The sequence below is a fragment of the Bradyrhizobium semiaridum genome, from assembly GCF_020329505.1.
Classification (GTDB): domain Bacteria; phylum Pseudomonadota; class Alphaproteobacteria; order Rhizobiales; family Xanthobacteraceae; genus Bradyrhizobium; species Bradyrhizobium semiaridum.
In genome coordinates this window covers 71,574-84,522 of sequence record NZ_JAGKJJ010000011.1, presented here as the reverse complement: position 1 = coordinate 84,522, position 12,949 = coordinate 71,574, and the positions used below count along the sequence as shown (strand labels likewise).

The 12,949-nt window shown below is 65.8% G+C and carries 12 protein-coding genes; 10 read left to right on the top strand and 2 right to left on the bottom strand.

From position 1 onward, the window contains the following. Positions 1-132: 132 nt before the first annotated feature. Positions 133-1,305 carry an acetyl-CoA C-acetyltransferase gene (locus J6500_RS15490; RefSeq protein ID WP_225713563.1) on the bottom strand — a complete coding sequence of 391 codons (1,173 nt, stop codon included), beginning with the start codon at positions 1,303-1,305 and terminating at the stop codon, positions 133-135. Positions 1,306-1,466: 161 nt separating this feature from the next. On the opposite strand from J6500_RS15490, the gene J6500_RS15485 reads away from it, so the two are divergent. The 8 genes from J6500_RS15485 (at position 1,467) to J6500_RS15450 (ending at position 10,530) form a co-directional block, all read left to right on the top strand. Further along, entirely contained in the window at positions 1,467-2,132 is a 666-nt protein-coding gene (locus J6500_RS15485) for a TetR family transcriptional regulator (RefSeq protein ID WP_225713562.1), read from the top strand. Positions 2,133-2,207: 75 nt separating this feature from the next. Next, a complete protein-coding gene (locus J6500_RS15480; RefSeq protein ID WP_225713561.1) occupies positions 2,208-2,966 on the top strand; it encodes an SDR family NAD(P)-dependent oxidoreductase in 759 nt (252 codons plus the stop codon). 180 nt (positions 2,967-3,146) lie between these two features. Continuing rightward, the gene (locus J6500_RS15475) at positions 3,147-3,953 is read left to right on the top strand and encodes an enoyl-CoA hydratase/isomerase family protein (protein ID WP_225713560.1); all 807 of its coding nucleotides are present in this window, start codon (positions 3,147-3,149) and stop codon (positions 3,951-3,953) included. Between the two features lie 42 nt (positions 3,954-3,995). Continuing rightward, positions 3,996-5,861: an AMP-binding protein gene (locus tag J6500_RS15470; RefSeq protein ID WP_225713559.1), complete on the top strand. Its 1,866-nt coding sequence runs from the start codon at positions 3,996-3,998 to the stop codon at positions 5,859-5,861. 157 nt (positions 5,862-6,018) lie between these two features. Further along, entirely contained in the window at positions 6,019-7,146 is a 1,128-nt protein-coding gene (locus tag J6500_RS15465) for an acyl-CoA dehydrogenase family protein (protein ID WP_225713558.1), read from the top strand. A gap of 15 nt (positions 7,147-7,161) precedes the next feature. Beyond that, positions 7,162-8,409, top strand: coding sequence for an acyl-CoA dehydrogenase (locus tag J6500_RS15460; RefSeq protein WP_225713557.1), 1,248 nt, complete (start codon positions 7,162-7,164; stop codon positions 8,407-8,409). Positions 8,410-8,437: 28 nt separating this feature from the next. Next, positions 8,438-9,682, top strand: coding sequence for an acyl-CoA dehydrogenase (locus J6500_RS15455; protein WP_225713556.1), 1,245 nt, complete (start codon positions 8,438-8,440; stop codon positions 9,680-9,682). A gap of 134 nt (positions 9,683-9,816) precedes the next feature. Then, entirely contained in the window at positions 9,817-10,530 is a 714-nt protein-coding gene (locus J6500_RS15450) for a nitroreductase (RefSeq protein ID WP_225713555.1), read from the top strand. 225 nt (positions 10,531-10,755) lie between these two features. Here the strand turns inward: J6500_RS15450 and J6500_RS15445 are convergent, their stop codons facing one another. Next, complete coding sequence (locus J6500_RS15445) at positions 10,756-11,760, bottom strand: helix-turn-helix transcriptional regulator (RefSeq protein WP_225713554.1); 1,005 nt, start codon at positions 11,758-11,760, stop codon at positions 10,756-10,758. A gap of 82 nt (positions 11,761-11,842) precedes the next feature. Between J6500_RS15445 and J6500_RS15440 the strand changes: the two genes are divergently transcribed. Further along, entirely contained in the window at positions 11,843-12,487 is a 645-nt protein-coding gene (locus J6500_RS15440) for a glutathione S-transferase family protein (RefSeq protein ID WP_225713553.1), read from the top strand. A gap of 12 nt (positions 12,488-12,499) precedes the next feature. Next, positions 12,500-12,934 (top strand): DUF6157 family protein, encoded by a 435-nt coding sequence (locus J6500_RS15435; RefSeq protein WP_225713552.1) that lies wholly within the window; start codon positions 12,500-12,502, stop codon positions 12,932-12,934. Positions 12,935-12,949: the final 15 nt, after the last annotated feature.

Genomic DNA, 12,949 nt, shown 5'->3' with positions numbered 1-12,949 from the left:
TCTCCGCACGCGAATAGCGAGTAGCGAATGGCGAATAGGGACATCTTCCGTGCTCCTCTATTCGCCATCCACTACTCGCTGTTCGCGGCTCCTTGTTGCTTCCTCTATTCGCTATTCGCTATTCGCGGGACGTCACAGCCGCTCGACGATCGTCACGTTCGCCATGCCGCCTCCTTCGCACATCGTCTGCAGGCCGTAGCGCTTGTTGCGCTGCTTGAGGGCGTGCAGCAGCGTCGTCATCAGCTTGGTGCCGCTGCCGCCGAGCGGATGGCCGAGCGCGATCGCGCCGCCGTTGACGTTCAGACGCGCCGGATCGGCGCCGGTGGTCTTCAGCCACGCGGTCGGCACCGAGGCGAAGGCTTCGTTGACCTCGAACAGGTCGATGTCGTCGATCTTCATGCCGGCCTTCTTCAGCGCGCGCTCGGTGGCGGGAAGCGGGGCTTCCAGCATGATCACGGGGTCGCCGCCGATTATGGTCAAATGGTGGATGCGCGCCATCGGCTTGACGCCGAGCGCCTTGAGGCCCTTCTCATTGACCACCATCACGCCGGAGGCGCCGTCGCAGATCTGGCTGGCGCTGGCCGCGGTCAGCTTGCCGTTCTCGGCGATCAGCTTGACGCCCTTGATGCCGTCGAGGCTGACGTCGAAGCGGATGCCTTCGTCGATATGATGGGTGTCGGTCGAGCCGTCGGCGCGGGTGATTTGCACCGGCACGATCTCGTCCTTGAAGTGGCCCGCTTGCGTGGCCGCGATCGCGCGCTGATGGCTGTTGTAGGAGTATTCGTCGAGCTCATCCTTCGACAGGCCGTACTTCTCGGCCATCATCTCGGCGCCGGTGAACTGGCTGAAGACGATGTTGGGATATTTCGCCTCGATGCCCGGGCTCTTGTAGTGGCCGAAACCGTTCTTGGCGGGCAGCGAGGAGGCGAGGCCCATCGGCACGCGGGTCATCGATTCCACGCCGGCGGCGATCACGCAGTCCATGGTGCCGCTCATCACGGCCTGCGCCGCGAAGTGCAGCGCCTGCTGCGAGGAGCCGCACTGGCGGTCGATCGAGGTCGCGGGCACGCTCTCCGGCAGCTTCGAGGCCATCACCGCGTTGCGCGCGATGTTGTTGGACTGCTCGCCGGCCTGCATCACGCAGCCCATGATCACGTCCTCGATCTGTGCGGGGTCGGCGCCCGAGCGCTCGACCAGCGCGTCGAGCACGGTCGCGGCGAGATCGGCCGGATGCCAGCCGGCAAGACGCCCTCCCTTGCGGCCACCGGCGGTGCGAGCGGCGGCGACGATATATGCCTCGGCCATGTCTGATCTCCCTGATGTTCTGGATTGGGTCTTGCAAAGATGGGCCGGATTTAAGGGACGGCTCCGCATTTAGTCAATCAATCAATTAACTCTTGAGTGCAGCCCCGCCATGGGCTTATGTGCGCCCTCGACCCGCCCCAAGCTTTGGGACCAGAGCGCAGTTGAATACCAGCGTACCGACGAGACTTGCCCCGAGCAAAAACGCCACCGCCGACAAGCTCCTGGTGGCGGCCAGCGAGCTGATGATCGAGCGTGCCTCGATCGAGGTGTCGCTGTCGGACATCGCGCAGAAGTCGGGCGTCAACGCCGCGCTGGTGAAATATCATTTCGGCAATAAGGACGGGCTGTTGCTGGCGCTATTGGCGCGCGACGCCGCGACCGAGATGTCGCAACTGGAATACCTGCTGGCGCAGCCGATCACGCCGAGCGCCAAGCTGCGGCACCATATCGGCGGCATCATCCGCGCCTATCACCAGTTCCCCTACATGAACCGGCTGATCCATTATCTGCTGCACGAGAGCTCGCCGGAGGCCGCGGACGAGGTGTCGAAATTCTTCGTCGCGCCGCTGCTCGACTTTCATCGTCGCCTGCTGGCCGAGGGCATCAAGGCCGGCGAATTCCGCAAGATCGATCCGGTGCTGTTCTACACCAGCCTGATCGGCGCCTGCGATCATCTGTTCTTCGGCCGCCACGCGATGTCGCGCGCGGTCGGCGTCGGCCCGGTCACCGACGAGGTCTGCCGCGATTACATCAAGCATATGGAGGCGATGATGTTTGGTGGAATACTGAGCGAGAAGGAGCGGATGGTGAGTAGCGATAGCGAATAGTCTTCTGCCCTATTCGCTACTCCCTATTCGCCTTTCGCCAATGAAAGAAAACGACCCCAAGGAAAGGCTATCAAGATGCAGTTGAAAGACGTTGCCGTTCTCATCACCGGCGGTGGCTCGGGCCTCGGCGCCGCGACCGCCCGCGCCATGGCTGCGAAAGGCGCCAAGATCGGCGTGATCGACCAGAACAAGGAAAACGCCGAGAAGGTCGCCGCGGAAGTGAAGGGCGTTGCCCTGCATGCCGACGTGACCAGCGAGGAGCAGATCAAGGCGGCGATCGCCAAGGCCGAAGCGGCGCATGGCGTCGCGCGCGTGCTGATGAATTGCGCCGGCATCGGCGGCTCGCAACGCGTCGTCGGCAAGGACGGCGTCTATCCGCTGGAGAAGTTCGTCCGCATCATCAACGTCAATCTGATCGGCACGTTCAACGTGCTACGCCTGTTCGCGGAGCGGCTGGCCACCATCGAGACCATCGGCGAGGAGCGTGGCGTTGCGATCAACACCGCCTCGGTCGCGGCCTATGAAGGCCAGATCGGCCAGATCGCTTATTCGGCGTCGAAGGGCGGCGTCGTCGGCCTCACGCTGCCGGCCGCGCGCGACCTTGCCAGCCTGAAGATCCGCGTCAACACCATCGCGCCGGGCCTGTTCCTGACGCCGCTGCTGATGGGCCTCAACGAGGAAGCCCGCAAGAGCCTCGGCGCCCAGGTGCCGCATCCGGCCCGCCTCGGCGATGCCAGCGAGTACGGCGCGCTCGCGGTGCACATCGTCGAGAACCCGATGCTCAACGGCGAGACCATCCGTCTCGACGGCGCCATCCGCATGGCTCCGCGCTAGCCGCAAGCTCCGCTGCACTTCCCTTCTCCCCCGTGGGAGAAGGTGGCGCGCGCCGGATGAGGAGTATCTCTCCGCGGAGACAGATCCCTCACCCAAGCGAAGACGCTGCACATGCCCTCTCCCACAAGGGGAGAGGGCGCAGTAACGGGCACCGCATCCGCAGATGCAGGAGAGTGACGCGTGTCTCAACCGCTGCTGATCAAACATCACGACGGGGTCGATTGGGTTACGCTCAATCGCCCGGAAAGTCTCAACGCACTCGATCCGTCGCTGATCGATGCTCTCAACACCTACTTTCAGGGCCTGCAGCGCAATCGCGACACCCGCGTCGTGGTGCTGAAGGGCGCCGGTGCGAACTTCTGCGCCGGGCTCGATCTCAAGCATGCAATGGCCCGCCGCGGTGGCCAGGCCGAGCCGCCTGGTGTCACTGAATCTCTCGACTCGCAGCGCCGCATCGCCGACATCGTGATGCTGATGCGGCGCTGTCCGCAGCCGATCATCGCGCTGGTGCAGGGCGCGGCCGCCGGTGGCGGTTTTGCGCTGGCGCTTGCCGCCGATATCAGGATCGCAGCGAAAGGCGCGCGGATGAATTGCGCCTTCATCAAACTCGGGCTCGGCGGCTGCGACATCGGCACCAGCTATTTCCTGCCGCGCCTCGTCGGCGTCTCCGTCGCCTCGGAGCTGATCCTCACCGGCCGCTTCATCAACGCCGATCGCGCGCTCGCCGTCGGCCTCGTCTCGGAAGTGGTCGAGGCCGCCGATCTCGACGCCGCGGCCAATCCTTACGTCGACGCGATGATGACGGCCTCGCCGGTCGGCCTCCGCCTATCGAAGGAATGCATCAACATGAGCGTCGATGCCGGCTCGATCGAGGCGGTGATCGCGATGGAGGATCGCAACCAGGTGCTCTGCAGCCGCTCGGAAGATTTCCAGGAGGGCATCAAGGCCTTTCTCGAGAAACGAAAGCCTGTCTATATCAGGCGCTGACAAAAGATCCGCAAAGGACAAGCAAATTCCGGGAGACGCAAAATGGATGGTGACGCGGCAATGCTGACCAAGCCGGCCTTTCGCAAGGTGAATTGGCTGGCGCGCGACATCGCGGTCGAGCGGCGCGATGACGGCACCGTCGTTCTGACGTCGCGGATTCCGCTGCAGGCCTATGCGACGCATATTCCGGCCTCGCTCGCCAAATGGGCGCGCGAGGCGCCAGAGCGGATCTGGCTGGCGCAGCGCGGCGGCCCTGAGCGGCAATGGCGCAAGGTGTCCTACGGTGAGGCCAAGCGCACCGTCGATGCGCTGACGCAGGGCCTGCTCGATCTCGGTCTCGATGAGGGCCGCCCCGTCGCGATCCTCTCGGGCAATTCCATCGAGCATGCGCTGATGACGCAGGCGGCGATGCAGGCGCGGCTGCCGGCCGCACCGGTGTCGCCGGCCTATTCGCTGATGAGCCAGGATCACCTCAAGCTCAAATACTTGTTCAACCTGATCAAGCCTGCCGTCGTGATGGTGCAGGACGGCCCGACCTTCGAGAAGGCGCTGCAAGCGCTCGACCTCACCGGTATCACGGTCATTCACGTGCTGCGTCCCTGCGAGGGCATCAAGAGCACAGCCTTCGCCGATCTCGCGGCGACGCCGGTGACTTCAGCGGTCGAGCAGTCGATCGCCAAGATCACGCCGAAGACCATCGGCAAGCTGCTGTTTACCTCGGGCTCGACCGGCATGCCGAAGGCCGTCATCAACACCCAGGAGATGATGTGCGCCAATGCGGCGATGATGATGCAGGTGCGCCCGCGCGAGCCGGGTGGCCCGCTCTCGACCGTGCTGGACTGGATGCCGTGGAATCACACCATGGGTGGCAACGCCGCGTTCAATCCGGTGCTGGTCGACGGCGGCACGCTCTACATCGACGACGGCCGGCCGATGCCGGGCCAGTTCGAGGAGACGATCCGGAATTTGCGCGAGGTATCGCCGACCTATTACGCCAACGTGCCGGCCGGCTATGCCGCGCTGGCGGCGGCGATGGAGAAGGACGAGGGGCTCTGCCGGAGCTTCTTCAAGAACCTCTCGATCATGGCCTATGGCGGCGCGCGGCTGCCCGACGATCTCTATGACCGCATGCAGGCGCTGGCGGTGAAGACGACCGGTGAGCGCATCGTGTTCTATACCGGCTGGGGTTCGACCGAGACCGCGCCGACCTCGACCGGCACCTATTGGGACACCGACCGCGTCGGTCTGATCGGCCTGCCGTTCCCCGGCGTCGAGCTGAAGATGGTGCCGTGCGGTTCGAAATACGAATTGCGGCTGCGCGGCGTCAACGTCACACCCGGTTATTTCGGCCAGCCCGAGCTCACCGCGAAGATGTTCGACGAGGAGGGCTTCTACTGCATCGGCGATGCCGGCATGTTCGTCGATCCCGAGGATCCGCTCAAGGGCATCATCTTCGCCGGCCGCGTGGTGGAGGATTTCAAGCTGACCACCGGCACCTTCGTTCACGTCGGCTCGCTGCGCACCGATGCGATCGCAGCGGCAACGCCGGTCGTGCATGACGCGCTGGTCGCGGGCCAGGACCGTCCGTTCATCGGCCTGTTATGCTGGCCGAACCTGCATGCCTGCCGCCAGCTCGTCGGCAATGCCGAGGCGACCTATCAGGACGTGATCGCGCATCCCGACGTGGTGGCCTGCCTCAGGAAGGGGCTGCAGGCCCACAATGCGTCCGCGACCGGCAGCAGCATGCGGATCGCGCGCGCCATGCTGATGGCCGAGCCGCCGTCGATCGACGGCAACGAGCTCACCGACAAGGCCTACATCAACCAGCGCGCCGGCCTCGAGCGTCGTGCCGCGCTGGTCGAGAAGCTCTACGCCGATACGCCGTGCGACGAGGTGATCGTGCTGTGATGCGATCCCCGCTCTCTCCATTCGTCATTCCGGGATGCGCCGCAGGCGCAGGCCCGGAATCCATCAGGCCGCATCATCTGCGGCGCAATGGATTCCGGGCTCGCGCTTCGCGCGCCCCGGAATGACGGCGAACAACTCATGACAAAAAGGTAGCGCCATGAACTTCGATTTCTCCGACGAACAGAAGCAGATGCGCGACGAGGCGCGGAAATTCCTCGCCGAGCAATGCCCGCCGAAGGCGGTGCGCGAGGTGCTCGACGGCAAGGCGCCCTACGACAAGGCGCTGTGGAAGGGCCTTGCCGAGATGGGCTTTCTCGGCGTTGCGATCCCCGAGGCGTTCGGCGGTGCGGGCGCAGGTCATCTCGAGCTCTGCGTGATTGCGGAGGAAATGGGCCGCGCGCTGGCGCCGGTGCCGTTCTCGTCCACCGTCTACCTCGCCGCCGAAGCGATCCTGATCGCGGGCAGCGAGGCGCAGAAGCAGAAGTGGCTGCCGAAGATCGCCTCCGGCGACGCGATCGGCACGCTGGCGCTGTTCGAGGGCAAGGGCAATCCCTCGCCGAAGGCGATCAACGTGTCGGCCAATGGCGGCATGCTGAACGGCGTCAAGAAGCCGGTCGCCGACGGCGCGATCGCGGACTTCGCCGTGGTGGCCGCACGCACCGGCAATAGCGGGCGCGAGTCCGATATCTCGCTGTTCATCGTCGACCTCAAGGCCGGCGGCGTCGAGGTCAAGCCGCTGACCAATATCGATCCGACCCGCGGCCAAGCCGAGATCAGCTTCAAGGACGCCAAGGCCGAGCCGCTCGGTGCGGCCGGCGAAGGCTGGAGCGTGATCACCCAGGTGCTGGATCGCGCCGCGGTGCTGATGGCGTTCGAGCAGGTCGGCGGCGCCGACCGCGCGCTGGAGATGGGCCGCGACTACGCGCTCGACCGCATCGCCTTTGGCCGTCCGATCGGCTCGTTCCAGGCGGTCAAGCACATGCTCGCCGACATGTATGTCTCGGCGACGCTGGCGCGCTCCAATTGCTACTACGGCGCCTGGGCGCTCTCGACCAACGCCGGCGAGCTGCCGGAAGCTGCCGCCGCCGCGCGGATCAGCGCGACGCAGGCGTTCCAGCACTGCGCCAAGAACAACATCCAGGTCCATGGCGGCATGGGTTTTACGTGGGAGTTCGACTGCCACATGTACTACCGCCGCGCCAACGCGGTCGCAGTCGGGCTCGGCAGCCTGTCCTATTGGGAAGACGCGCTGATCGATCGCATGCGCAAGAAGAACGCGGCGTAAGCGAGGAAACGCGTCATGAATTTCGACGACAGCCCGCAAGAGGCCGCATTCCGCGCCGAGGCGAAGGCCTGGATCGCGGCGAATGCGCCGAAGCAATACGAGGAGGAGCTGCGCAAGGCCTCGCTCGGCCGCGTCCAGCTCAAGGGCGCCAACATCCTCGAGGTCGCAAAGGCCTGGCAGAAGAAGAAGGCTGACGCCGGCTGGGCCTGTCTGCACTGGCCCAAGGAGTATGGCGGCCGCGGCGCTTCGCCGATCGAGCGGGTGATCTGGCAGCAGGAGGAGGGCCCGTTCGGCCGCCTCAGCGCGATGTTCATCATCGGCCACGGCATGTGCGGCCCGACCATGATGGCGTTCGCCGGCGAGGAGCAGAAGCGCAGCTATCTGCCGCCGCTCGCCTCCGGCGAAAAGATCTGGTGCCAGCTGTTTTCCGAGCCGGCCGGCGGCTCCGACGTCGCAGGCCTGCGCACCCGCGCCGAGAAGCACGGCGACGAATGGGTGATCAACGGCCAGAAGATCTGGACCTCGGGCGCGCATTATTCCGACTACGGCATCCTGCTGACCCGCACCGATCCGACCGTGCCGAAGCACAAGGGGCTCACCATGTTCTTCCTGGACATGAAGAGCCCGGGCGTCGAGGTGCGGCCGATCAAGCAAGCCAGCGGTGCCTCCGACTTCAACGAGGTCTATTTCACCGACGTCCGCATTCCGGACTCGCAGCGGCTCGGCAACGTCAACGACGGCTGGAACGTGTCGCTGACCACGCTGATGAACGAGCGCATGTCGATCGGCGCCGGCGTCGCGACCGGTTTTCCCGAGTTGTTCGATTTCTGCAGCAGCCTGATGCTGGAGGATGGCCCGGCGATCGAGAACCGCGCGGTGCGCTCGAAGCTGGCGAACTGGGCGGTGAAGGCGAGCGGGCTGAAATACACCAGCATGCGCGCGATCTCGGCGCTGTCGAAGGGCGAGCGCCCGGGACCGGAGAATTCGATCGGCAAGCTGGTCGCCGGATCGATGATCCAGGACGTTGCGTCCTACGCGCTCGATTTGCAGGGCGCCGCCGGCGCGCTGAACGGTCCCGATGATGCCGAGGTCGCCGGCAAGTTCCAGGCGATGCTGCTGCGTGCGCCGGGCACCCGCGTCGAAGGTGGCACCGACGAGATCATGCGCAACATCATCGCCGAGCGCGTGCTGGGTCTGCCGGGCGACATCAGGGTCGACAAGGACGTGCCGTTCAACAAGATCCCGACCAAGGGCCGCGCGTGAGCCCGGAAGAACAACAGAGAGGTTCGCCATGAATTTCGACGACACGCCGCAGGAAGCCGAATTTCGTAGCCTCGCCCGCAAGTGGGTCGAGGCCAACGCGCCGAAGGAGTTCGAGGCCGAACTGTCAAAATCCTCGCTCGGCCGCATCAAGCTCGCCAAGCACGACATGGTCGAGGTCGGCAAGGCCTGGCAGAAGAAGAAGGCCGAGAGCGGTTGGGCCTGCCTGCACTGGCCGAAGGAATATGGCGGCCGCGGCGCCACTCCGATCGAGCGCGTGATCTGGCAGCAGGAAGAGGGCGTCTACGGCAAGCTCACGCAACCGTTCCAGATCGGCGAGGGCATGTGCGGCCCGACCGTGATGGCCTGGGGCTCTGAGGACGCCAAGCGCCGCTATCTGCCGAAGCTCGCCTCGGGCGAGGAGATCTGGTGCCAGCTGTTCTCCGAGCCGTCGGCCGGCTCCGACGTCGCCGGCCTGCGCACCCGCGCCGAGAAGAAGGGCGACAACTGGGTCGTCAACGGCCAGAAGATCTGGACCTCCGGCGCGCACTACTCCGACTACGGCCTGCTGATCGCGCGCACCGATCCGAACGTGCCCAAGCACAAGGGCCTCACCATGTTCTTCCTCGACATGAAGAGCCCCGGCGTCGAGGTGCGGCCGATCAAGCAGGCTAACGGCATGCAGGAGTTCAACGAGGTCTATTTCACCGACGTCGTGATCCCGGACAGCCAGCGGCTGGGCGCCGTCGGGGAGGGCTGGAACGTGTCGCTGACGACGCTGATGAACGAGCGCATGTCGATCGGCGCGCGGCTTGCGACCGGCGTCCCCGAGATGTTCGAGTTCTGCTCCAATCTGATGCTGGAAGATGGCCTTGCGATCGACGATCCGGCGGTGCGCTCCAAGCTCGCCAGCTGGGCGGTGAAATCGAGCGGGCTGAAATACACCAGCTACCGCGCCATCTCGGCGCTGTCGAAGGGCGAGCGTCCCGGACCGGAAAACTCCATCGGCAAGCTGGTCTCTGGAATGATGCTGCAGGACATCGCGACCTACGCGATGGATCTGCAGGGCGCCGCGGGCGCGCTCACCGGCGACAGCGAGGAGCTGGTGCATGGCCAGTTCCAGCAGATGCTGCTGTCGTCGCCTTCGATGCGCATCGCCGGCGGCACCGACGAGATTTTGCGCAACATCATCGCCGAGCGCGTGCTCGGGTTGCCCGGCGACATCCGTGTCGACAAGGACGTGCCGTACAACAAGATCCCGACCAAGGGACGCTGATCTCTCATGTCCCGGACGCGATGCAGCACGCAGCGCTGCTTCGCTGAGCCGGGAGTTAACCCTCCCTGGGCCCCGGCTCTGCGGCGCATCACTTCGTGCCGCGCCGTGTCCGTGGCACGAAAGTGAGTTCGACGATGGACGCCAAGACACCGAACCCGCGCTATTCCACCGAAGACCGCATCGGCACGCTCGAAGAGTTGCTCAACGAGCGCTACTCGGTGCGCGCGTTCCAGCCCCGCGAGGTGCCGCGCGAAACCATCGAGCATGTGCTCGCCACGGCGCAGCGCACCGCGTCCTGGTGCAACAGCCAGCCCTGGCAGGTGCTGATCGTCTCCGGCGAGGCCAAGGAGCGCTTCCGCAAGGCGATTTATGCCGAGGCGTCGCGCGGCCTCGGCGAGGACTACGACTTCGCGCCGCCGCGCGAATATGTCGGCGTCTATCTGGAGCGCCGCCGCGAAAGCGGCTTTCAGCTCTACAACACGCTCGGCATCGCGCGGGGGGACAAGGCCGCCTATGCAAAGCAGGCGCTGGAGAACTACAATTTCTTCGGCGCGCCGCATGTCGCGGTGATCCACAGCAGCGAGCCGCTCGGCATCTACGGCGCGATCGATTGTGGCGGCTATGTCTCGAACTTCATGCTGGCGGCGCAGGCGCTCGGGCTCGGCACCATTCCGCAGGCCGCGATCGCCCGCCACTCCGGCCTGATCCGCCGCCACTTCAACCTGCCCGACGACCGCCGCGTTGTCTGCGGCATTTCGTTCGGCTATGCCGACCATGCGCACAAGGTGAACAGCTACCGCACCTCGCGCGCGAGCGTGGCTGACGCGGTGACGTTCGTCGACGAATAGCTGGGAACCCACGCGCTCTGCCCATCCTCCCCTGGAAGGCAGGGCAATCGCATATGAAGGGCGCTGGATGAGCCGCTGGCTCGCTTCGCCTCTCCCGCTTGCGGGGGAGGCCGGATCGCATCGCGGATGCGATCCGCGTGGGGGCTATTTCCGCAGTATGATTCGTGGAGAGACCCCCACCCCAATGCTCCCGCGCGCGCCCCTCCAGGGGACGGTGAAGAACCTTCACGCTCTCCGCGCTTTCGGCACCTGCCGCTGTTGTGCATCGGCATAACGCGCAGCCATCGCGCCGGTCATCTCCGTCATCTTCTCGCGCAGTTCCGCCGGCGCCAGCACCTCGGCCTCGGCACCGAGCCGCAGCAACTCGGTCGCGGCGTGCCACACTGTCTTGCCGACCGGCATGGTGGCGATCCGCCAGCCGTCGGCATCGGCTGTCTCGGCAAGCTGCATCCGCGCCCGCACGTAAGGATGCGCCAGCACGTCGAACAGTTTCAGCCCGAACGGCGACAGCCGCACGGTGGCCTCGTTCGGGTGCAGCTCGGCTTCCAGCCGCTCGATCGAGGCGCGCCAATAGGTGGCGAGGTCGAAATCCGCCGGCCGTGCGAATGCCTCGTCCAGCGCGGTGCAATCCAGCACGCGCGCGACGCGATAGGTGCGGACGCTGCCGTCGACGAGGCCGGCGAGATACCAGTTGCCGCCCTTCAGCACGAGGCCGAGCGGCGCCACGCGCCGCCGCTTTTCGGCCTTCCAGCTCCGGTAGCGGATTTCGATCAGGCCGTCGCGCAACACAGCGGCGGCGATGGCGCGCAGATGCTTCGGCTCCTCGGACGCGCCGAACCAGCCGGGCGCGTCGAGATGGAAGCGCTGCTGCATCCGGTTGGCATTGGGCCGCAAACTCTCCGGCAGCGCCGCCATCAGCTTGGTCTGGGCCGCCATCATCGCGGCGTCGAGGCCAAGCGCGGCGGCGGGGCCCGGCAGGCCTGCCATGAACAGCGCCTCGGCCTCGCCCTGCGACAGGCCGTTCAGCCGCACCCGGTAGCCGTCGAGCAGGCGGTAGCCGCCCTCGGCGCCGCGGTCGGCGTAGACCGGAACCCCGGCGGCGGCGAGCGCGTCGATATCGCGATAGATCGTGCGCACCGAGACTTCGCAGGCCTCGGCGAGCTCGGGCGCAGTGACCAGCCCCCGCGCCTGCAAGGTGGTGAGGATGGAAAACAGCCGGCTCGCGCGCATCTGCAATCATACCTGACACAGGATGTCAGGTATAGTCGGGCATAAAGGGGCGTCACCCCCGAACGGCGCAAGGAGACCTGCCATGACCACGACCGACCGCATCACGCTGTATTACTCGCCGCAGAGCCGCGCCACCGGCACCCGCGTGCTGCTGGAGGAACTCGGCGCGCCGTATGATCTGCACGTCCTCAACATGAAGGCCGGCGAGCAGCGCAAGGACGCCTATCTCGCCGTCAATCCCCTCGGCAAGGTGCCGGCGATCCGCCATGGCGATGCGCTGGTGACCGAGCAGGTCGCGATCTACATCTACCTTTCCGACCTGTTCCCGCAGGCCGGCCTGACGCCCGCACTCGATGATCCGCGCCGCGGCCCGTATCTGCGCTGGATCGCCTATTACGGCTCCTCGTTCGAGCCGGCGGTGATCGACCACTTCATGAAGCGCGAGCCGGCGCCGATCACGCAGTCGCCCTATGCCGACTACGACACCATGCTGGGCGCGCTCGAAGCGCAGCTTGCGAAGGGTCCGTATCTGTTGGGCGACAAGATCACGGCGGCCGATATCCTCTGGGGCATCGCGTTCAACTGGACCATGACGTTCGGCATCGTGCCGAAGAAGGATGTCTTCGTCCGCTATGCCGAGCGGATCACATCGCGCCCGGCGTATCAGCGGGTCACGGCCGAAGACGCCGAGATGGCGGCCCGGCATGCGGCCGCGGCGGGCGTGTGATACGACGCTGCGATGGCCAAGGCGCTGCATACGACCAACGTCGTCAACACCTTCATCCGCGTCGCAGAGGATTGTCCGGCGCGCGGCGGCGAGCAACCGCAGCCGCGTGGCGGGCAGCCGACCGTCGCCACGCTGCAATATGCGATGATCGCGGGCGCGCCGTACAAATACACCTCCGACGACGTGGTGTTCGCCACGTCGGCGCCGGGCCGCGCGCTTGATGCGAAGGCAGGCAAGAAGGAACGCAACCAGGCCCGCGAGGCGTTCTTTTCGCGCGGCCAGGCCTGCATGCGCGCTTCCCCGCTCGGCAAGCGTTTCGGCTGGGGCATCCATGCTGATGCCGATGGCCGCATCGCAATCTACGCCGTCGGCAGCCAGCGCTATCAGGCGCTGGCCGCGGACCCGGAGTTGACGCAGGTCCGTGCGATGCGCAGCAAGCGGGGGTGAGGGGATTCAGAATTG

Coding starts and splice junctions, on each gene's coding strand:
- J6500_RS15480 (WP_225713561.1), top strand. CDS start 2,208: ATGCAGTTGAAAGACGTTGCCGTTCTCATCACCGGCGGTGGCTCGGGC.
- J6500_RS15460 (WP_225713557.1), top strand. CDS start 7,162: ATGAATTTCGACGACAGCCCGCAAGAGGCCGCATTCCGCGCCGAGGCG.
- J6500_RS15445 (WP_225713554.1), bottom strand. CDS start 11,760: ATGCGCGCGAGCCGGCTGTTTTCCATCCTCACCACCTTGCAGGCGCGG.
- J6500_RS15440 (WP_225713553.1), top strand. CDS start 11,843: ATGACCACGACCGACCGCATCACGCTGTATTACTCGCCGCAGAGCCGC.
- J6500_RS15455 (WP_225713556.1), top strand. CDS start 8,438: ATGAATTTCGACGACACGCCGCAGGAAGCCGAATTTCGTAGCCTCGCC.
- J6500_RS15490 (WP_225713563.1), bottom strand. CDS start 1,305: ATGGCCGAGGCATATATCGTCGCCGCCGCTCGCACCGCCGGTGGCCGC.
- J6500_RS15435 (WP_225713552.1), top strand. CDS start 12,500: ATGGCCAAGGCGCTGCATACGACCAACGTCGTCAACACCTTCATCCGC.
- J6500_RS15450 (WP_225713555.1), top strand. CDS start 9,817: ATGGACGCCAAGACACCGAACCCGCGCTATTCCACCGAAGACCGCATC.
- J6500_RS15470 (WP_225713559.1), top strand. CDS start 3,996: ATGGATGGTGACGCGGCAATGCTGACCAAGCCGGCCTTTCGCAAGGTG.
- J6500_RS15465 (WP_225713558.1), top strand. CDS start 6,019: ATGAACTTCGATTTCTCCGACGAACAGAAGCAGATGCGCGACGAGGCG.